The sequence below is a fragment of the Mesobacillus selenatarsenatis SF-1 genome, from assembly GCF_000813125.1.
Taxonomy (GTDB): Bacteria; Bacillota; Bacilli; order Bacillales; family Cytobacillaceae; genus Mesobacillus; species Mesobacillus selenatarsenatis.
The window spans coordinates 1-20106 of the sequence record NZ_BASE01000004.1 but is presented as its reverse complement, the minus strand read 5'-3'; the positions used below and the strand labels follow the sequence as shown (position 1 = coordinate 20106).

19 protein-coding genes and 1 other annotated feature are annotated in these 20106 nt (G+C 44.7%); of the genes, 11 read left to right on the top strand and 8 right to left on the bottom strand.

Annotated elements, in window-relative coordinates:
- Positions 1 to 3: 3 nt before the first annotated feature.
- The 3 genes from TY49_RS00425 to TY49_RS00415 form a co-directional block, all read right to left on the bottom strand.
- Complete coding sequence (locus tag TY49_RS00425) at positions 4 to 1341, bottom strand: sodium-dependent transporter (protein WP_041963927.1); 1338 nt, start codon at positions 1339 to 1341, stop codon at positions 4 to 6.
- A gap of 86 nt (positions 1342 to 1427) precedes the next feature.
- Positions 1428 to 1672: a binding site (T-box leader), on the bottom strand.
- 100 nt (positions 1673 to 1772) lie between these two features.
- On the bottom strand, positions 1773 to 2156 hold the full coding sequence (locus tag TY49_RS00420) for a hypothetical protein (protein WP_041963926.1): 384 nt from the start codon (positions 2154 to 2156) through the stop codon (positions 1773 to 1775).
- Positions 2157 to 2189: 33 nt separating this feature from the next.
- Positions 2190 to 4226 (bottom strand): sigma-54 interaction domain-containing protein, encoded by a 2037-nt coding sequence (locus TY49_RS00415; protein WP_041963925.1) that lies wholly within the window; start codon positions 4224 to 4226, stop codon positions 2190 to 2192.
- Between the two features lie 193 nt (positions 4227 to 4419).
- Between TY49_RS00415 and yfcC the strand changes: the two genes are divergently transcribed.
- Together yfcC and iadA are read left to right on the top strand one after the other, a co-directional pair.
- A complete protein-coding gene (yfcC, locus tag TY49_RS00410; RefSeq protein ID WP_041963924.1) occupies positions 4420 to 5916 on the top strand; it encodes a putative basic amino acid antiporter YfcC in 1497 nt (498 codons plus the stop codon).
- 30 nt (positions 5917 to 5946) lie between these two features.
- Positions 5947 to 7116 carry a beta-aspartyl-peptidase gene (gene iadA / locus TY49_RS00405; protein ID WP_041963923.1) on the top strand — a complete coding sequence of 390 codons (1170 nt, stop codon included), beginning with the start codon at positions 5947 to 5949 and terminating at the stop codon, positions 7114 to 7116.
- A 266-nt stretch (positions 7117 to 7382) separates the two neighbouring features.
- On the opposite strand, the gene chrA is transcribed toward iadA, so the two are convergent.
- The 4 genes from chrA to TY49_RS00385 are packed head-to-tail and all read right to left on the bottom strand — an operon-like array spanning position 7383 to position 10324.
- Entirely contained in the window at positions 7383 to 8576 is a 1194-nt protein-coding gene (gene chrA / locus TY49_RS00400) for a chromate efflux transporter (protein ID WP_041963922.1), read from the bottom strand.
- Complete coding sequence (locus TY49_RS00395; RefSeq protein ID WP_041963921.1) at positions 8573 to 9367, bottom strand: ABC transporter permease; 795 nt, start codon at positions 9365 to 9367, stop codon at positions 8573 to 8575. The genes chrA and TY49_RS00395 overlap by 4 nt, the downstream gene beginning before the upstream one ends.
- A complete protein-coding gene (locus TY49_RS00390; protein ID WP_041963920.1) occupies positions 9367 to 10002 on the bottom strand; it encodes an ABC transporter ATP-binding protein in 636 nt (211 codons plus the stop codon). The genes TY49_RS00395 and TY49_RS00390 overlap by 1 nt, the downstream gene beginning before the upstream one ends.
- A gap of 13 nt (positions 10003 to 10015) precedes the next feature.
- Positions 10016 to 10324, bottom strand: a complete 309-nt coding sequence (locus tag TY49_RS00385) for a PadR family transcriptional regulator (RefSeq protein WP_041963919.1) — start codon at positions 10322 to 10324, stop codon at positions 10016 to 10018.
- Between the two features lie 283 nt (positions 10325 to 10607).
- Between TY49_RS00385 and TY49_RS00380 the strand changes: the two genes are divergently transcribed.
- The gene (locus TY49_RS00380; protein ID WP_041963918.1) at positions 10608 to 11666 is read left to right on the top strand and encodes a YncE family protein; all 1059 of its coding nucleotides are present in this window, start codon (positions 10608 to 10610) and stop codon (positions 11664 to 11666) included.
- 103 nt (positions 11667 to 11769) lie between these two features.
- Positions 11770 to 12396 (top strand): NAD(P)/FAD-dependent oxidoreductase, encoded by a 627-nt coding sequence (locus TY49_RS00375; protein ID WP_041963917.1) that lies wholly within the window; start codon positions 11770 to 11772, stop codon positions 12394 to 12396.
- 403 nt (positions 12397 to 12799) lie between these two features.
- On the opposite strand, the gene TY49_RS00370 is transcribed toward TY49_RS00375, so the two are convergent.
- Positions 12800 to 14326 (bottom strand): multicopper oxidase family protein, encoded by a 1527-nt coding sequence (locus TY49_RS00370; protein WP_041963916.1) that lies wholly within the window; start codon positions 14324 to 14326, stop codon positions 12800 to 12802.
- A gap of 211 nt (positions 14327 to 14537) precedes the next feature.
- Between TY49_RS00370 and TY49_RS00365 the strand changes: the two genes are divergently transcribed.
- The 7 genes from TY49_RS00365 to TY49_RS00335 form a co-directional block, all read left to right on the top strand.
- Positions 14538 to 15056, top strand: coding sequence for a hypothetical protein (locus TY49_RS00365; RefSeq protein ID WP_041963915.1), 519 nt, complete (start codon positions 14538 to 14540; stop codon positions 15054 to 15056).
- A gap of 24 nt (positions 15057 to 15080) precedes the next feature.
- Positions 15081 to 15956, top strand: a complete 876-nt coding sequence (locus tag TY49_RS00360) for a DUF8832 domain-containing protein (RefSeq protein WP_232310331.1) — start codon at positions 15081 to 15083, stop codon at positions 15954 to 15956.
- Between the two features lie 104 nt (positions 15957 to 16060).
- Positions 16061 to 17467 (top strand): MATE family efflux transporter, encoded by a 1407-nt coding sequence (locus tag TY49_RS00355; RefSeq protein ID WP_041963988.1) that lies wholly within the window; start codon positions 16061 to 16063, stop codon positions 17465 to 17467.
- A 108-nt stretch (positions 17468 to 17575) separates the two neighbouring features.
- Entirely contained in the window at positions 17576 to 18058 is a 483-nt protein-coding gene (locus TY49_RS00350; protein WP_156972566.1) for a hypothetical protein, read from the top strand.
- A complete protein-coding gene (locus TY49_RS00345) occupies positions 18045 to 18560 on the top strand; it encodes a hypothetical protein (RefSeq protein ID WP_041963913.1) in 516 nt (171 codons plus the stop codon). The genes TY49_RS00350 and TY49_RS00345 overlap by 14 nt, the downstream gene beginning before the upstream one ends.
- A gap of 37 nt (positions 18561 to 18597) precedes the next feature.
- On the top strand, positions 18598 to 19446 hold the full coding sequence (locus TY49_RS00340; RefSeq protein ID WP_041963912.1) for an ABC transporter permease subunit: 849 nt from the start codon (positions 18598 to 18600) through the stop codon (positions 19444 to 19446).
- Positions 19443 to 20106 (top strand): hypothetical protein (locus tag TY49_RS00335; protein ID WP_041963911.1); only part of this gene is annotated, 664 nt, incomplete at its 3' end. The genes TY49_RS00340 and TY49_RS00335, both read left to right, overlap by 4 nt.

Below are 20106 nucleotides of genomic sequence, written 5' to 3'. Positions count from 1 at the left end.
TCATTAAATGAAACCTAGTGAATCAAGGAACACAATAATAATGACCACAGGTATGATAAACCTCATCACATTGTACCAGAGATTGAAGAGCAGGCTTCCGCCCTTTGAGTGCTGCAGCAACTCCTGGCGCAATACTTCCTTTTTGATTTTCAGTGGGACAAAGATTGAAATCAGAAATACGCCGAGCGGCATAAGGATGTTGCTTACAAGGAAATCGGCTGTGTCAAAGATGTTTTTTCCGAAAATCGTTGCTTCCGCCATCGTTCCGAATGACAGGGCAGAAGGGATGCCAAGCAGGAAAATCAATCCGCCGGCTATCCAAGCAAATTTTGCCCGCTTTTTCTGATTGCCTTTTGCAAGGGTGGCAACGACGATCTCAAGCATCGAGAACGCCGAAGTCAGTGTCGCGAACAGGAACAATACCAGGAAAAGAAGCAGGAACAGTTCGCCGAATACCATTTTTTCAAAGACTGCTGGAAGGACGACGAATAGCAGCCCCGGTCCTTCTGCCGGTTCAAATCCAAGCGAGAAAACCGCAGGGAATATTGCCAGCCCGGCTAGCAGCGCGATAAAAAGGTTCATTCCTACAACCGACAGGGCAGGCTGGACGATGCTGCCCTTTTTCGGGAGGTACGAACTGTATGTCACCATCACGGATACGCCGACACTCAGGGAGAAGAAGGATTGTCCCATCGCGAATAGTATGCTTTCCGAAGTGATACTTGAAAAATCAGGCGCCAGGAAAAACTTCACGCCATCAAGTGCATGATCAAGCGTTAATGAGCGGATGATCAAGATGATGAACAGCACGAACAAAGCCGGCATCAGGATTTTGCTTGCTTTTTCAATGCCCGATTGAACGCCCTTTGCGACGACAACAATCGTAACTAATAAGAAGGCAGCCTGAGCAGCGAGCACGCTCCATGCACTGCTGATCGTCTGTCCGAACAAGCCTCCATAATCAGCTCCTTCTTCAATCACTCCGCCAGCCAGCCCTTTTACAAAATAAAGACTGATCCAGCCGCCGACAACACTGTAAAAGCTAAGCAGCACAAAGCTGGTGACGACCCCGAGTATCCCGATTAAATACCATTTGCTTTTAGGCGCGATTTCTATGTAGGCGCGGATTGCTTCCTTGCCAGTACTGCGGCCGATGACAAACTCCGCCAGCAATAGTGGCAGTCCGATGAATAACGAAAATAAGATAAACATTAGGAAAAATGCCCCGCCACCGCTTACTCCCGTTACATACGGAAGCTTCCAGATAGCCCCGATGCCGATTGCCGAACCAGCTGCTGCCAATATGAACCCGATTTTTGATGACCATTGTTCTTTCTCCATGTGTATTCTCCCTTTTGCTCTCTATTTCAGCTGATATGATTGATGACCGGGCAAAACAAAAAGCCACGCCGCTATCCATCAATCTGGATAGGGACGTGGCTGAACACGCGGTACCACCCTATTTGGAAGCATGCTGCTTCCCGCTCAAGTTACTGGATAACGGCCAAAACCGTTCCTTTTTTAAAACTTTTTCGTCAATGCGAAAACAGCTTTTATTAAAAGGAAAAGCTCCAAGAACGAAATTCACCAGGCCTTTGTATCAGTTTCCACCAACCACTGATTCTCTATCAACAGGGAGACCGGCTTAATAGACTCTCTTCAACGCTTCAACTTATTAAAATATTACTTGAAATTATAGTGTGATAATGAAAGAGTGTCAAGGATTGATTGGAACAGCTAGTTTATTTTTCGTCACATCTTGTAGATAAATCCTAAAAAAAATAACTGCCAAAAGCCCAGGCCAAAGCGGTGAATAAACCTGTGGATCCAAAAGTATAATAAAGCATTTGCCGGGACTTCTGTTTTTTAGCTAAAAGGTACTGCCTGTAGCTAAGCTCCCCTTCAGCAAATCGCAGCCCTAATTCATCCGGCTCCACACAAAATTGCTTTCCGGATTTTGTTTGTAAAATCAGATTCTTAATCAACGGAAGGTTCGCAATGTCTTGAACCTCGTCTCTTAAAGATATCCCCTGGTCACATTTAAGAAATGTACCGCCGATAAAATCAACACGTACAATGTTGTATGAGGAGCTCTCCTGAATTTTTTCGGAAAAACGGTATGCCTGGAGCTCGATTGCATTATTTGATACACACATATATTCTCCACCTCGCCATCACTTTGCTATTCATTATATGCTAAAAGTGTTGTGATGCTGATCTTTCAAGGCCTCCAATCCCTTCTGGGTGATTGTGGTTCCGCTTCTGCCGCGACGGATGACGACAAAGCCTTGTTGTTCGAGTTCTTTTAAACGCAGACGTATTTGCTGTTCGGTAAGCGGACAGCTGGTATTTGCCATCATAAGCCTAAGTTGAGGTCTGCCGGCGCTTTTTCCTGCCAAGTTCAATTCTTCTATGAACTGAAGAAGTGTTCTGTATTCTGCGCCCTTTATATAGCCAGTCAGTTTTGTTTCAGGAACGTGATATTTTTCCTGCTGGTCGACAGGGAGGTCTGCTGTGAAGATGGTATCGCCTTCCGATACGGCAAGCATGTACAGCAAAGTGTTTTTTAGCTCGCGGATATTTCCCTTCCACGGCATCTCTGTCAATCTGGCTATGGCATCATAATCTATTTTGGCTTTTGGCTTATGGCTTTCATAGATGAAATGCTGGACCAAGAGAGGGATGTCTTCCTTACGCTCCCTTAGTGGGGGCAAACTCAGGGATAGCACCTTCAGGCGGTGGTAAAGGTCCTCGCGAAACTCGCCTTTTTCAATCATTTCTTTCAGATTCTTATTCGTTGCCGCGATGATTCTTACATCTACGGGGATATTCCTGGTACCGCCTATCCGGCGAATCTCTTGTTCTTGTAAAACACGCAAAAGCCTTGCCTGCAGCTTCATGCTTATATCACCGATTTCATCAAGGAACAGTGTGCCGCCGTCAGCCTGTTCGAATACCCCCTTTTTGCCTCCTTTTCTTGCACCAGTAAAAGAGCCTTCTTCGTATCCAAATAATTCGCTTTCCAGGAGATCTTCGGGCAGTGCGTTGCAGTTTATCGCCAGGAATGGAGCGTCCTTTCGGCTTGATACCATATGAATGGCACTTGCGAAAAGCTCTTTCCCTGTTCCGCTTTCCCCCTGAATTAGGATTGGCAGGTGGGTCCTTGCCAGCTTGCGGGCGATTTTCTTCGTCTCTTTGATTGCTTTGCTTTTACCTAGAATATTCTCAAAAGTATGTTTGGCAACATAGCCTTTCTTCTGGAGCTCGAGTCTGACGGCTTTCTCCATTTCAATTGTTTCGTCCATATTTTTGAATGTGGCCACGATCGTATTTTCCTGGTTAATGGGCATCCGGTGGACCATGACATTCGTTTGCCTTACAAGAAACGGATAAGGTACCTCAGCATCAATATCTTTTAATAGAAAATGCAGGAGGTCGGGATTATGGAAAACGTCATTTACTTTCCTTGTCAGTGCCCTTTCTTTCGGTATGCCAGTGATTTTTTCCAAAACATCGTTAAAAACTGTGATGCTGCCTGTGGAATCCAGTGCCATGATCCCGTCATTTACGCCATCAACCACATGTTTCAGGTACTGGTTTAACTTGGCTTCTTCCTCTTTCAGAAAAGATAGTTTCTGGCTTAATTCAATGATCCTTCTCGTATACCTGTCAGCGACCTGAATTCCGAGCGCCTCAGGCAGGCCAAGCCGGTCCACGATTTTCATGATTGTATGAATATCGATCAGCCTGACGCCAAGGTTGATTTTTGTCGCGATTGAATCTGGGATGAGCTCCATTTCCCCGGGTGTGACGGCAATATCGATAGATTGTGGGTATTTTATTCCTGGAAAATACGGATGGTAATGTAAGTGATCTATTCCCAGTGCCTTTAAGGTGTGGATGGAGTCATTGACACTCTCGGAAAAGTCATTCACATAGAGGACATTTGAGCCAGCGGGGAGGCTGAATAGCCTGTCGATATACTGGTGGTTAATTGTCCTGTTCGCGATAATCACCTCGCAGTCGTTTCCAATTACATGCTTCACTTCTTCCTCAATCAGGTAGGATGAATAGATAACAATCTTGTCAGAAATCCTTTCCGGCAAGGATTCCTCGGATGAATAGCTCTGGATTGATACATAATTTCCTAGAATGCTTTCTAGTTGGTCTTGCAGTGCCAGCCTTGTTTCCTTTGTTCCAGCTAAAAGAATGAGTTGTTTTTTCATTTTAATTGGTCCTTTTTGGTTTAATGGTAAATTTATTATACCATTTAAAAGAACCATATAGAACCAATTTAATTTTGGTGAGCAGCTTGTAAACGAGTATTTTCACAGTTTCAATGGCTTCGTAACTATTGGCACGAAAATTGCAAAAACTTTATATAAGGAATTATTTTATAAAATCAAGGGGGTTTAAGGGATGGAAAATAAAGTATGGAAGGTTCCGCATACATTTGTGATTGTGTTTTTCGTTGTCATGCTTGCGGCAATCGTGACGTATTTCGTGCCGGTGGGCCAATTCGAAACGAAGGAAATCACCTATAGCGACAATGGAGAGGAAAAAACGAAGACTGTATTGGACCCGGAGAGCTTTCAGATTGTAAAAGATGAACAGGGGAATCCTGTCCATAAAGGCACCGATTTGTTCGAAGCAGGTGGAGAAGCAGGCTTCCTGAACTTTGTCTTTGAAGGGTTGGTTTCTGGAGATAAATGGGGCTCTGCTGTCGGAGTTGTAGCTTTTATCCTTATCATTGGCGGAGCTTTTGGCATCATCATGAGAACAAGGGCGATCGAGGAAGGCATCCTGAACGTCATCGACAAGACAAAGGGCAGGGAAATCCTTATCATCCCGATCATGTTCTTCTTGTTCTCCCTTGGCGGAGCTGTTTTTGGAATGGGTGAAGAAGCGATCGCCTTTGCGATGATTCTCGTACCATTGATGGTTGCGCTTGGATATGACGCTATTACAGGTGTTATGATCACTTACGTGGCTACACAAATAGGATTCGCAACATCATGGATGAATCCTTTCGGTGTCGCGATTGCACAGGGAATCTCTGGTGTGCCAGTTTTATCCGAGTCCCCGTTCCGCATGGCAATGTGGGCTGTATTTACGCTGCTCGGAATTATCTACACATGGCGATATGCGGCAAGCATCAAGAAGGATCCGGTAAGGTCGCTTACCTATAAAAGCGACGATTATTTCCGTAAGGATATGAGTAACCACGATTTAAATGTGAAATTCACACTGGGTCACAGCCTTGTGATTTTGACAATTGTGGCCGGAATCGCCTGGATTGTCTGGGGAGTTATTGAGCATGCATACTATATTCCGGAAATCGCTTCTCAGTTTTTCACCATCGGACTTGTGGCCGGAATCATTGGCGTCATTTTTAAGTTGAACAATATGAAGGTCAATGATATTGCAGATGGATTCATTGACGGCGCGAAGGACTTATTGCCAGCCGCCCTAGTTGTCGGAATGGCCAAAGGAATCGTCATCATCCTTGGAGGCGACAGCCCGGATGCACCGTCCGTGCTTAACACGATGCTTTTTGGAGCTGGCCAGGCGATTGGTGACCTGCCGGCATCGGTTTCCGCGGTGTTTATGTATTTGTTCCAATCCGTTTTCAATTTCTTTGTCGTATCAGGATCGGGCCAGGCAGCATTGACGATGCCTTTAATGGCGCCGCTTGCGGATATCGCCGGTGTTTCCCGTCAGGTTGCGGTCCTTGCTTTCCAGTTGGGAGATGGTTTGACAAACATCATCGTTCCGACTTCAGCTGCATTGATTGGCACGCTGGGGGCAGCGCGGATTGACTGGGGAGTATGGGCAAAGTTCATTTTCAAATTCATGTTGCTATTAGTAGCAGTATCAATCATATTTATTATCATTGCTGTATCCATTGGTTTATAATGGGCAAAAAGATTGCAGGAGGGGACCCTAGTGCTGACGTTAATCAAGAATGGAGACATTTACGCACCAGATTACCTTGGGAAAAAAGATATATTGCTAGTTGATCGTAAAATAGGATTTATCCAGGATGAAATTGAGCTTCCTGAAAACTTCGTGGAAATAAAGGTCATTGATGCAACAGGCAAGAAGGTCGTACCGGGATTCATCGATTCCCATGTCCATTTGATTGGAGGAGGTGGGGAAGGCGGGTTTCGTACGAGGACGCCGGAGATTCAGCTAACACAGGCAACAACTGCCGGCATCACGACGCTGGTCGGCGTGCTCGGCACCGACGGGACGACACGGACGATGCCAAGTCTGATTGCCAAGGCGCGCGCACTTGAGGAAGAAGGAATTACCACCTATGTTCAGACAGGATCCTACCAGGTCCCTGTTAAAACTCTAACTGGTAAAATCGAAGACGATATCATTTTAATCGATAAAATCATCGGGGCAGGGGAAATCGCGATTGCCGATCATCGCTCATCGCAGCCGACTCCTGAAGAGCTGGCGAAGATTGCTTCTGCAGCACGGATTGGCGGGATGCTTTCCGGTAAAAGCGGCATCGTCAATGTCCATGTTGGCGACAGCCCTGACCATTTAAAAGTGATCGAGCAGGTCGTCGAGAACACCGATATCCCGATCCGACAATTTTATCCGACACACATCAACCGTAATCCGCATTTGTTTGAAGCGGGCATTGAATATGCGAAAAAAGGCGGCTGGGTTGATTTCACAACCAGTTCAATTCCGAAGTTTCTTGAGGAAGGGGAAGTGAAGTGTAGCGTCGCGCTGAAACGCATGCTTGAAGCAGGAGTAGATATAGGCCAGATTACTTTCACATCCGATGGACAGGCAAGCTTGCCTGATTTTGATAAAAATGGCGAATTGATCGGCTTGCAGATCGGACAGGTTTCCTCATTGTACGAAGCGGTAAAGGATGCTGTTTTAAATGAGGGGATTCCGCTTGAAACGGCCATCCGTGTGATTACCGCAAACCCTGCCGCAATCCTGAAGCTGAAACAAAAAGGCCGGATTGAGAATGGACATGATGCGGATATAGTCCTACTAGACGATAATTTTGACATTGATACCGTCATCGCCATGGGCAAGGTTATGGTGGAAAACCGAGTTCCGCTGGTGAGAGGGACATTTGAATGATTTGAAGAACCTTGACCGTGAGTGGTCAAGGTTCTTTTTACTCAATGCACGTATCTATGACCGACTTGGTCGAAATATCTGTAAAAGTGGTCGATATATTCGAAAAAGTGGTCGAAATAATAGAAAATCCGCCAATATATTAAAAAAAGTGGTCGAAAAAATCCTATTATCGCCCGGAAATCGGAAACGGGAAATCAGCGATTAATAAAATATTGCTTGTAAACCTCTGTTAAACAGAAATAAACCGGACCAACGCCCGGTTTATTTTAAAAAATCATATACAAAAACAATCCACCAACAGCTCCAGTAACAACGACAATCCATGGTGCAAGCTTCCAATACACCAGCATGCTGAACAGCACTGCTGCAAACACAAAATCAACTGGCTCGAGAATCGAACTCGTCCAGATTGGATGGTAGAAGGCTGCAATCAGGATCCCAACTACCGCGGCATTGACGCCCATCAAAGCGGAGCTGATTTTGCTGTTTCGTCGTAATGCGTCCCAGAAAGGCAATGTCCCGAGGATCAACAGGAACGCCGGCAGGAAGATAGCTGCAGTCGCGAGCAATCCGCCTTGCCAGCCGTTGATGATCGCTCCGATATAAGCAGCGAATGTGAATAATGGTCCTGGAACCGCCTGGGCAGCGCCGTAGCCTGCAAGAAACGCTTCTTCACTTAGCCAGCCTGTTGGCACGAATTCACGCTCGAGCAAAGGTAGGACAACATGGCCTCCGCCGAAAACGAGTGAGCCTGATCGGTAAAAGCTGTCGAACATCGCGATCCAGTTTAACGAAGTCGCTTCTCGTAAAATCGGCAGGAGAATCAATAAGCCGAAAAACAATCCCAGGCTGACATAGCCGACAGTTTTGGAAATCGAAAAAGTCATTCTTTTATCATCTGTTGCTGTGTGAGACTTGAAAAATACATATCCTAAAATTCCAGCAATGATAATGACGCCGATTTGAGTAAATGCTGTCTGCCAAAGCAGCGTTGCAGCGAGCGCCAATAAAGCAATCGTCTTCCGCGGCAAATCGGGAGTCAGTTTCTGCGCCATTCCCAGGATGGCATGGGCAACGACGGCGACGGCAACAATTTTCAGTCCGTGAATCCAGCCGGCATCGCCAACATCAAATCCCTGTAAAATGATTGCGAAAATAATGAGTGCCAAAACAGAAGGCAGTGTGAAGCCTAGAAAGGCGAACAATCCGCCTAGCAATCCACCGCGCATCAAACCTACGCCGATCCCGACCTGGCTGCTTGCGGGTCCGGGCAGGAACTGGCATAATGCCACCAAATCTGCATAGCTTTCTTCATCCATCCACTTTCTGCGGCGGACATATTCCTCATGAAAATAGCCAAGGTGAGCGACAGGCCCGCCAAACGATGTCAGGCCAAGCCTGGTAGAAACCATCAATATCTCCAGCAGCGACTGGAACGTAACACTTTTTTTCTCTGTCATTTCTTTAACTCCTTCATAACTAATTGTAAACGCTCATTGAAAAAAGATTTATAGGCCATTTGTAAATATAAAATCACCGTCAATGAAACGCTACCGACAATCCCGAGCATGATGGCGATCTGGTATTCTACCGCAACGATTGGCGATGTTCCGGACAGGATCTGCCCTGTCATCATCCCGGGGAGAAAAATGATCCCCATTCCAACCATCGAATTGATTGTCGGCAGCATGGCAGAGTCAAACGCCTCATTGACGACCTTTTTGGCAGCATCCTTTGGAGTTGCGCCAAGCATCAGTGCTCCTTCAATTTCAGCCCTGTGGGATGCAAATCCCGAGATCAAATTATTCACTCCAAGCGAAACCCCGGTCATCGAATTCCCGATGATCATCCCAGCAATCGGTATAAAATATCGAGGCTCATACCAAGGAGTGACATTGAGGACCACCAGAATGAAAAAGAATAAGCTCGTCAGGATGCCAATACCCATTGCATAGGCGATGTGCTTTTTCATCTCGCCCCCAAGCGGGTGCTTCGTCCGTTTGTAGACATTATAGATTGCAAAAACTTGCATGATGGCAATAATCACTAATGTATAAAAAGGATTCGGATTATCAAAAAGATAGACGAGCAGGTATCCGACCAGAACCAGCTGGAGGGACATGCGTACAGTAGCCAGCAGAATCTCTTTTTCTCGTGGAATCCCGCGAACTCTGACGATAACAATTAAAATCAGAATGAAGATATAGGCTGCTGCAAGCTGCAGAAAGGATAGATCCATCACATCATCCATCAGCTCAACCCGCTTTCAATGGAGTATTGCGACATATCGATTGTCTGCTCAGCTACGAGCTCGGCAAGCTCTTTCGAGTGTGTGATCATGATGACCGTTTTTGAATTTTGTTGTGCATATTCATAAAACCTAGTTAACACAGTCCTTGCTGTCTCCTCATCTAGTGCGGATGTCGGCTCGTCCAGCAAATAGACTTCGGGATCAAGCAGCATCGCCCTTGCCCAGGAAAGCCGCTGTTTTTCACCTCCAGATAGATTTTCCGCTTCATCGCTGAGTTTTTTATCCAGCATGAACAGCTTTAACAACGATTCCATTTCATGTGCATTAACTGCTTCTTTTCCGGAAAAAGAAAGGCCGATCTGCAAATTATCTTCAATACTGCCACCAAAGATGACCGGCGCCTGTGACACCATCACAACTTTACGTCTGAGCTGTAGCGGATCGATATAACTGACGGGTTTGCTTTTAAAGAAAATCTCCCCTTCGTCAGGACTGGAAAGGTCGTTCAGCAATCGAAGAAGTGTGGACTTGCCGCTTCCGCTTGGTCCAAGGATGCAGGTGAATTGATTTTCTGGAATCGTAAGCTGCTCGATTTGTAAAATACCGTCCACTCTGACATTTTTCAGTTCAAACATGCTATTCCTCCAATCAATCCTTGATTTCCTTGAAAAGTTCATATGCCTTCTGTTGGGCTTCTACAAGCACGCTGTTCCCTTTGTCGGTTGTCCGATAGTATTTGCGGATTTTCCCCTCGACATTTCTCTCTTCTTTTACTAGCAATCCGTCTGATTCCATACCGTGCAGGATCGGGTATAGAGTGCCGGCACTCAAACTGTAGCCGTGCTCTTTAAGCTCCTCCAGCATCCACAACCCAAAAATCGGCTGCTCCTTCGCATGATGCAAAATATGGATCTGTATGAATCCGAGAAAAAGTTTCCTAAGAACTTTATCCTCCATAAATAATTCCTTCTTTCATTGATATCGAAATTCAATAACGAAACCCGATATCATTTTAGCGTATCTCAAATATTATTCAACTATTTTACTTTATCTTTGCCATAGAGAAGGAAACTTTGCAAAAAGCAGGGCGTTAATTTTACTGTAGAACTTTGCAGATTTTATCAAGTTCAAAAAGGTGTTAAACCTTTCTGCGATATATTTAGGTATGTGATGAACTTAACATTTTCCCTTGAATTAGAGGAATTATCATGATGATAGATTTTCAAAAGGGGGGCTCGAGATGAGTCGTTTTAATGTAAAAGTAATTAGTGCAGTTTTGTCTCTTGGAATAGTGCTGGCTGGGTGTGGCTCGGAAGACACGTCTAAAGTTCAGGAAAAGCCTGCAGTTAAGGCTGTCAAACAGGAACAAGTATTAGAAAAATATTATTTTACTGCGAATGAGGGCGGGTCAATCAGTAAGGTCAAAGTAAAGGACAATAAAGTGACTGATACGATCTCGGCTGATGGAGTGGTTCATAATATCCAGCTGTCACCAGACGGCAAAGTTGTTGCTGCAACTCTAGTTCCGGGGACGGAAGGAGATCATAGCGGTCATGGAGACGAATCTCCCGGAAAAGTATTAATCTATGATGCTTATACAAATGAACTCTTAAAAGAAGTAGAAGTAGGGAATCACCCTGCGCATGTTGTCTATTCAGGGGATGGAAAATACGTTTTGGTAACAAACAACGAAGATGACACAGTTTCGGTAATTGACCCTGCATCATATGAAGTTGTAAAAACCATTCCAACAGGCAAAGGCCCTCATGGGTTCAGGATTACGGCGGACAGTAAATTTGCCTATATCGCCAACATGGGTGAGGACACGGTAAGTGCGATTAATCTGGAAACATTTGCAGAAGAAAGAATTAAAACAGGTAATACACCTGTAACAACAGGAGTGACAAAGGACGGGAAGACCCTGGTGGTAACACTTTTCGCAGAAAATTCATTGGCCATAGTCGATATAGAAACGAAAGAGGTGGTCAAGGTAGAAGTTGGTACAGGTCCTGCCCAGGTATATATAGGGCCGGACGGCAAATATGCGTATGTGGCTAACCAGGGCACCGAGGAATCACCTTCAAATTCAATGTCTATTGTAGATCTTGATACGAAGAAGGTTGTCGATGAAATCAAGACAGGGAATGGAGCGCATGGTGTAACTGTAAGCAGTGACGGGAAGTTCGCCTATGTAACCAATATGTTTGATAACACAGTCAGCATCATTGATCTTGACAGCAAGCAAGTAGAGACGATTGACGTCGGCGAAATACCAAATGGAATCACGGTAATGGACTAACAATATTGTCCGTCACCCAAAAAATCCACACAATCTCCACTTTTTCACGGTATGATGGAATTAAATTTATTCACAAAATCCCGTGAAGGAGGAAGGAATGTAATTGGAAGTGACAGAAAAAACAATAAAGTTGGCTGTTAATGGTGGCATAAATTTTGGAGCAAAGCTGAATGCCAAACAACTAATCGTTCTGGCGAAATATCTGGAAGAGGATCAGGAACTCGAGCTGACGACGTTTCAGCAACTGTATATTGAAATCCCGGAAAGCCGTAAAGATGAGGCAATAGCCGAATTTAAACAGGCCGGACTTAGCTGTTATCCAGTAGGGAACTTTGTGAAAAGCCTGCGCACATGCAATTTCTGCAAAGGGGCCGAGGAGGAAGGGATGCCGGTTGCGATTGAACTCAACAAAAGGATCGCCGGCAAACCTGTTCCTTTTACCTTGAAACCAGCCTATACCGGCTGCCCAGTTGGCTGTGGCGAACCGCTTATAAACGACATCGGCATCATGAAAGTGAAAGATGGCTACAACCTGTATGCTGGAGGCAAATCAAAAGGCCAGGACGCTGCAGCTGGAACCCTGTTATTCGAACAGCTGACTCCGGATGAACTGTATCAGAAGGTTGACAGGCTTATAGAAATATATAGTGAGCAAGGAAAGAAACGAGAACAAATGCATAAATTCATCAACCGCATCGGTAAAGACGAGTTAGTTGGACTATTGAAGTGATCATGCTGAAGCCAACCGTAGAAAAAAGCTCGGTAACCGTATAAAAAATGAAGCCAACCGTAGAAAAAAGTAATGCAACCGTAGAAAAATTGCTGCCAACCGTAGAAAAAACTTTCTATTTAAGGTGATTCGGTCCAACTGTCGATAAAATTGTGTTAAACGGTGAAAAAAGATGTTCAACCGGTATAAATCAATCCCAACTGGTATTAAATTTATCAAAATTGGTATTAAAACAATCCACCTGGGAAAAAACGACTTCAATTAGTGAGAAAAAGCATTTTAAAAAGAATCTATCCCGGGTGTATGGGCGCAGGTTAACGGGGAATTAGGCATAGGCCAGCCAGGCTTATGCTTTTTGGTTCAAAAATAGGCCCCGGTACAAAACCGGAGCCCTAAAACCCAACTATTCTACATTAAACTGTCCCATCATTCCGGCATCCTCATGCTCGAGGATGTGGCAGTGGTACATGAACAATCCTTTGTGATCAAATGTCGCGATGGCCCGCACTTTCTCACCAGGCTCAACCAAAATCGTATCCTTCCAGCCGCGTTCGTTGGCAGGTGGGGGATTGCCATCACGGTCTAGAATCAGGAACTGGGTCCCGTGTCCATGGAATGGATGCGCCATGCCCATATTATTGCCCATCATGCCCATTCCCTCGTTCGAAATTTCCCATATTTCTGTATCATGGAGCTTGAGCTGCTCGTCGATCCGGTCCATGTCCATCTGCTTGCCGTTGATGGTGACATTTCGGCCCATCCCTGACATGACAAATTCCCTCGTCCTGGAGGCAATCGATTCATCGACTTCCGGAATGTCAACTAGTTGGGAAGGGATCTCTTTTGGCCCCTTTTCCTCACCGGACACAACAAATTTCATGAAGGGCATACCCTGGTCCGTCAGTTCAACACTTTCCCCTTTTTCATACTCGGAGAAATCGATGATTAATTCGGCCCGCTCTGCCGAACTTAACACAAGGCTATCCATTTTCACCGGTTCTTCCAAAAGCCCGCCATCCGTACCAATCTGGTAGAATTCCTGACCATTGCTTAATGCGAATTGATAGATCCGCGCGTTCGAACCATTCAGCAGACGGAAGCGAACCTTGCCTTTTGGAACCTCGACATACGGATTGATGGCGCCGTTGACCATGATGGTGTCACCCTGAAGTCCCATCATCACATCGTGCATACTCAAATCATATGCAAACTGGCCATTTTCATCGAGCTGTTTATCCTGGACAATCAACGGAATATCATTCAAGCCATATTCATCTGGCAGGTCCAGTTTCTCACTTTCCTGATCATCGATTAAAAATAATCCGGCAAGCCCTTTGTATACATGTTCACCTGTTTTGTGAAGCAGGTGTGGATGGTACCACAGCGTGGCTGCGTTTTGTTCAATTGTAAATTCTGGCTTCCAGGTAGTATCCGGCTGGATTCCGGAATGCGGCCCGCCATCATCCTCGCCATCCACTTCGAGACCATGCCAGTGAATTGTTGTTGCTTCGCCCAACTCATTTCTTACCTTAACGGAAACATCGTCACCCTTCTTCACGCGAATGACCGGACCTAAATAATCCCCATTGTATCCAAACGTATCTGTTACTTTTCCTTCTAAGAATTCCATTGATCCTTTTTGGGCAACAAGAGTGAATTCTGCTTTATCTGGGTCTGGATTCTCATCTTCAAGGATTGGCGGAATTGGCAGCGGTTTATCTCCCTCTGCGATAGAGTCATTCCTCAGATCCTCAACCTGGCCGGAACCTCTGCCCATCATGCCGCCATTTTCCATACCTCCGCCGTTCATCATGCCACCACCTTGGCCGGGCATATTTCCGCCTGTACCACCCATGCTCCTCATGAAAAGCCAGCCGCCGGCTATGATTAACACAAGAATGATGATTGCTGCTATGCCAATCTTTTTCAACTTTTTGCGCCCTCCTTTGGTGTCCTCATTATTTTTCTCAAGCTGTGTTATTTACATTCTATATACCTCGCTATGTATTTTATAAGCGCCATTTTTCAATTGCAAACAATACAGACCCTATCAGCTAAATATGCATTTTCTGTGGAGTTTAGGCTTCCCTGAAAGTGGTAGTTGTTATTTGAGACAACGAAAAATCAGGAGGAATATTCATATGTTACTTCCGGCGTCTGATTTAGGTTTGATCACATCGCACTTACCCGCCCACGACGGCATGATCATGAAGGTGAAACTTTTTGCAAAAGAAGCAAAGGATGAAAAGTTACTTGAGTTGCTTAATAGAAAAGTAGGGATCATGAGATGCCATGTGCGAATCATGATGGACATGCTTGATTCAGATAAAAGTGAATTCGAGAAGCTTCCTGATTTCGATGAGCTCCCGCAGAGTCAACTCGAAACGACAACAAGAGGCACCCAAAAGATGGACAAGCATATCGCGATGGAAATCAAGGCTTCGACCGAGGCGATGGCAAAAGATAATTTCGTGTCAGCATTGAAAATGAAGGACCCAAAGGTTAAGCAAATACATATTGAAATGGCTCTCCAGCAAGTTCAGCTCCTCAAAATGGTCACTGAGTACCTTCAGGAAAATGAAGCAGATGTAACGCCTCTTGGTACAGCGGAAGAACAAAAGAAGGTAGTGAATCATTTCAGTCATATGATGGAAGAATAATTTTATAAATCGGAGGTTGAGAAGATGAATCGTGAAACGGAACATGGAAGTGGCAGCCATCACGACCACTCACAGCAAGAAAACTTAACTGGAGAAAGCAGCCAGACCGGGGAAACCATACGTGACAGCAATGGCGATCATCAATCACATAGCCTGCAGGATTCCCACGCTGGCCACCACGGGCACGATCAGCTTTCAGGCGAGTTGAATGCTGCCAAAGTCCAGGTGGAGTGGACGTCAAACCCGGAACCCATCCAAAGTAATCAGGAAACAGACATATTTCTTGATATCAAGGATGCATCGGGCAAGGCTGTCGAGATTTTTTCTGCTGTCCATGAAAAAGAAATGCATCTCCTGACTATTAAAAGGGATTTATCTGTGTTCCAGCATCTTCATCCTGATTACCTGGGGAAGGGAAGGTTCCAGATCAAAACTACTTTCCCGAAAGCAGGGAGATATAAACTGTATGCAGATTTCCTGCCTGAAGGGGCGAATCAACAGCTGGCATCGCATGAGCTTGTGGTAACCGGAGCTGAATCCAATGAAGAAATCCATGCTGATAAGGTTTTGAAAAAGAGAGTGGATGACCTTGAAATCGAGCTTATTCTTCCGGAAGCAAAGGTAAATGAGCACCTAAAAATGATTTTTGCGCTCAGCGATAGGGATGGAAGCCCGATTACTGAACTCGAGCCTTATCTTGGGTCTGCGGGGCATGTGGTGATTGTAAGCGAGGATATGGAAGAATTCCTTCATGTCCATCCAGCTGACGAGAACACGAAAGGCCCAAAAGTAGAGTATATGACAAGTTTCCCTCGGAAAGGGATATATAAAATCTGGGGACAATTTAAGTATAAAGGGAAACTATATACCGCTCCTTTTGTCATAGAGGTCCAGGAGTAGGCCATGCTAAAAACAAATGCACACTGTGATGGTGTGCTTTTGTTTTACTTCTCAGAAAAGGAGGTTATGTGGTGAAGGATAAAGTCATTGAAGGCAAAGTAAGCATGCCGCAAACGAATAAAGAACGTCTCAAGATCATTACAGTGCTTGCTGTACCGGCAGTAATCGAGAACTTCTTCCAGACGATCCTTGGTTTTGTTGACACCTACTTTGTTTCAAAAATTGGGCTGGCCGAAGTCTCTGCAGTAGGGGTAACCAATGCGGTCCTGGCCATTTATTTTGCTTTGTTCATGGCAATCGGGGTAGCGGCCAATGTAAGGATTGCGAACTTCCTTGGTGCGAATCTTCCGGAAAAAGCCCGGCATATTTCACAGCAATCGATCGTCCTGGCTGCAATATTTGGAATTTTAACAGGTATCATCACTTTGATTTTTGCAGAGCCTCTGCTGAAACTGATGGGGATAGAAGCTGAAGTTCTCGAGGCAGGAGCCCTCTATTTCAGGATTGTCGGAATTCCGTCCATTGTGATGAGTTTTATGTTTGTATTAAGCGCCATCCTGCGTGGTGCTGGAGATACAAAATCACCAATGAAGGTCAGCATTGTCATCAATATTGTCAATGCTGTTTTGGATTACGCACTAATCTTCGGGTTTTTGTTCATACCGGAAATGGGCATTGTCGGAGCCGCATTGGCTACAGTATTCTCACGGCTAATCGGCAGTATTGCACTATTTTACTATGTGAATCGTAAAGAAACGCTTACCTTCCGCAAGGATTACTGGAGTATTGACAAGACTCATTTGAAGGAATTGACAACGCTGGGAGCACCAGCAGCAGGAGAGAGACTGGTCATGCGCGCCGGGCAAATCGTCTACTTTGGTTTTGTTGTAGCCCTAGGGACCAACGCTTTTGCTGCCCATCAAATTGCCGGTAACGTCGAGGTTTTTTCCTATATGATCGGTTACGGTTTTGCGACGGCTGCGACAATTCTCGTCGGCCAGCAAATCGGAGCCGGGAATCTTGAGGAGGCTAAACACTATGCCAGATTATCAACATATCTTACAGTCGGCTCTATGACTGTACTTGGTGCTCTGCTATTTTTCCTCGGCGACTGGGCCGGCAGCTTTTTTACCGAAGATCAACAGGTTGTCGCCAACATCGGTACAGCATTAAAAATCTCAGGGGTTTTTCAGCCATTTCTTGCGGTATTAATGGTGCTGACAGGCGCATTCCAGGGTGCGAACAACACCAAGTTCCCGATGTACCTGACTGGATTCGGGATGTGGGCTGTACGGACTGTACTTGTCTATGTCCTCGGAATCAAGCTGGGCTGGGGCCTTGCTGGTGTCTGGGTTGCGATTGGCATTGACATTGCTTTCCGTGCCGTGGTCCTTGCTATCCAGTTCAAGCGCGATAAATGGATGGCACTCGAAAAAGCACCGGATCCAGAATCCCATTGCCACCCGCAAACCACAAAAGAAAACATGTCCGCCTGCGCCAATAATTATTGACCACAAGCATACAGTTCAAGACTGTATGCTTATTTTACAATCTAACGGTTAGGATACAAGAAGATGGACAAAGTAAGGAGGGTGAAACTTTTATTTAAGGATGTTTTTATGGCTCTTTCAATTTACATTACGATTACAATATTGCTGCTGCATTTCGCATATCATGTGCAAAAACCGCTGAATTTCCTCCAGAACGCTCTGGTCTTCATGGTGGTTGCAATCATCACGCGTCAATGCGTGACGATTTTTGCGATGGAATGGCATCTTTTTAGAATAACGGAGGATCATTGGCTGTTTATTTGTTTGATTCTTTGCCGGGATGTATTGACACCGATGGTCACCGTGCTTTTTGCAAATTATTATGTACGAGCAAAATCGTCAATTTATAAAATAGCAACATTCTTGATTTCATTGGTAATCATGCTTGCCATGCATGAGCTGGCTGTGAAATTTCATATTCTCACTTATGTTAAGTGGAACTTTTTCTATACGATTTTATTGAATGCCGGCTTCCTGCTCTCGGCAGTAGGTGTTTTAAAGCTGGTATCATTTATACAGACATTGGAGAATCGTCAAAATGAAAGTTTATGATACTGCGTTCAATGAAAATGAATGGTTCGTGATCATCAGCATCATCGTCATGAATTTGGCAATTTGGTTCGCCCCCAAAATTTTCAGCAAGCTGGAGGGTGTCGGTTATTACATTTTTGGCATCTACATTGGTTTATTTTACGACCATACCCTTTCGATCAAGCCCTGGGATTTTTATGATGTCAACGACAACTCGTCCTATCAGTTCATCGATTTCATGAGCTATATCATGTATGGACCATATGGATATTTCTTTCTCTACTTTTATGTAAAATGGAACATTCGAGGGCTCAAAATAATTCCTTATATCCTATTGTGGTCGACAATCTCGTTACTGCTGGAATGGATTGGGCTGAAGGTAGGCCTGTTCCATTTCGATAAAGGCTATAAAATGTATTGGTCGTTCCCGATCTACCTGCTTTCGCAGACGATGATCATCGTGTTCTACCACTTAAGCATCCGACATGAAAAAACTGGAAACAATCAGAAAACTCAATTATAATTTTAAGGACTAAAGGTAGAGGTTGAGGGGATTCGTTATGGTGGTAAAAAGTGCAATAAGGTTCATAACTGTTATTTTGCAGTACATAGCCGGTGTGCTTCTGTTTATTCTAGTTGGAAGTCTGCCAGTCCTTATGAGGGATTTAAATTTTGACAGTGAGGGCTATTTTCATACTGTCAGGGAATTGACTGTTAAAATTTTCACCTTAAGCAATTTGACTTACAATGGCGAGCGTGAGATGCTGCCGGCGGTGATGGAGCGCTTCTTCTACTCGATGAAGACATTGGGCATTGCCTTTTTGACGGCAATGGCGATTGCTTTCCTGCTTTCTTATTTGATCGTCCTCTTTTTTGAAAAGAAAAAAGACTATATTTTAAGTTTTATAGAAATCATCCGCTCTGTCCCTGATGTTTTATGGATGTTCCTGTTACAGGCAATCGTAATCTGGATCTACAAGACATTTGGCGTGAAGTTTATCCAGACCGTTTCGCTCGGAAGTGAAAACCGGGCGTTCCTGCTGCCGCTGATCAGCCTGAGCATGCCGATTTTTCTTTTTTTGACACAGATAATGGTCCTTAAGATTTTTGAGGAATTGGATAAACAGTACATCACATTCGCTAAGGCAAAAGGATTATCTTATCTTTATATGCTTAATATCCACGTCATCCGCAATATCAGGCAGGATTTGCTGGGCCACTTTAAAACAATTATCTGGATGATGCTCTCCACGCTTGTGATGGTTGAGTATATCTTTAACCTGGACGGGTTGATGCTGTTCAATATCAAGCATATATCAGTCGAGCTTTTCGTATTCAGCTGCATTCTCTTTTTCACGCCATTTTTCATAATTTATAGACTAATAGATTTTAGAAGGTTATCAATATGACCAGATTATTGAAAACGAAAAAATTCATATTCGGGGCTTCATTTCTGGTTATCCTGTTGACTTTGAGCATTTTGAACACTGTTTTCAATGACGGGGAAATCAGGCAGGCACCGCTATTCTATAATGAAGATGGTACACTGGAGAAGTCCCCTCCATACCCGCCGTTCGACGTCTTTCTTTTTGGTTCGGATATGTATGGCTATGATATGCTCCATACAGTGATTGAAGGAGCGAAATATTCAATTGGCATCGTCATTGTCGTCGCTTTTTTCAGGATGACGTTATCCATTCTGCTCAGTTACTTTTTATTCCGTGTTCCAGAACGGATCTTCAATCTGATAAAAGCAATCTCTGAGCCATTGTCATTTTTTCCGCAAACGCTGATTTCGTATTTCCTTCTGAGCACAGTGGTCATTTATACAATCGATGGCTTCCATCATCCTTTTTGGGTCAGGGCGCTGTATGAATTCATTATCTTGATTTTGATCGCGCTGCCGGCTCTGACTGTTCAGTTGATTGAGCAAAAGCGTAAGGTGTGGAGGGAAGAGTTCATTGAATCGGCAATTACGCTCGGCGGGAGCAAACGGCATATATACTTCAAACATGTCCTGCCACAGCTGTACGAGGAATGGATATTGATGTTCGGCCAGCAGTTCTTGC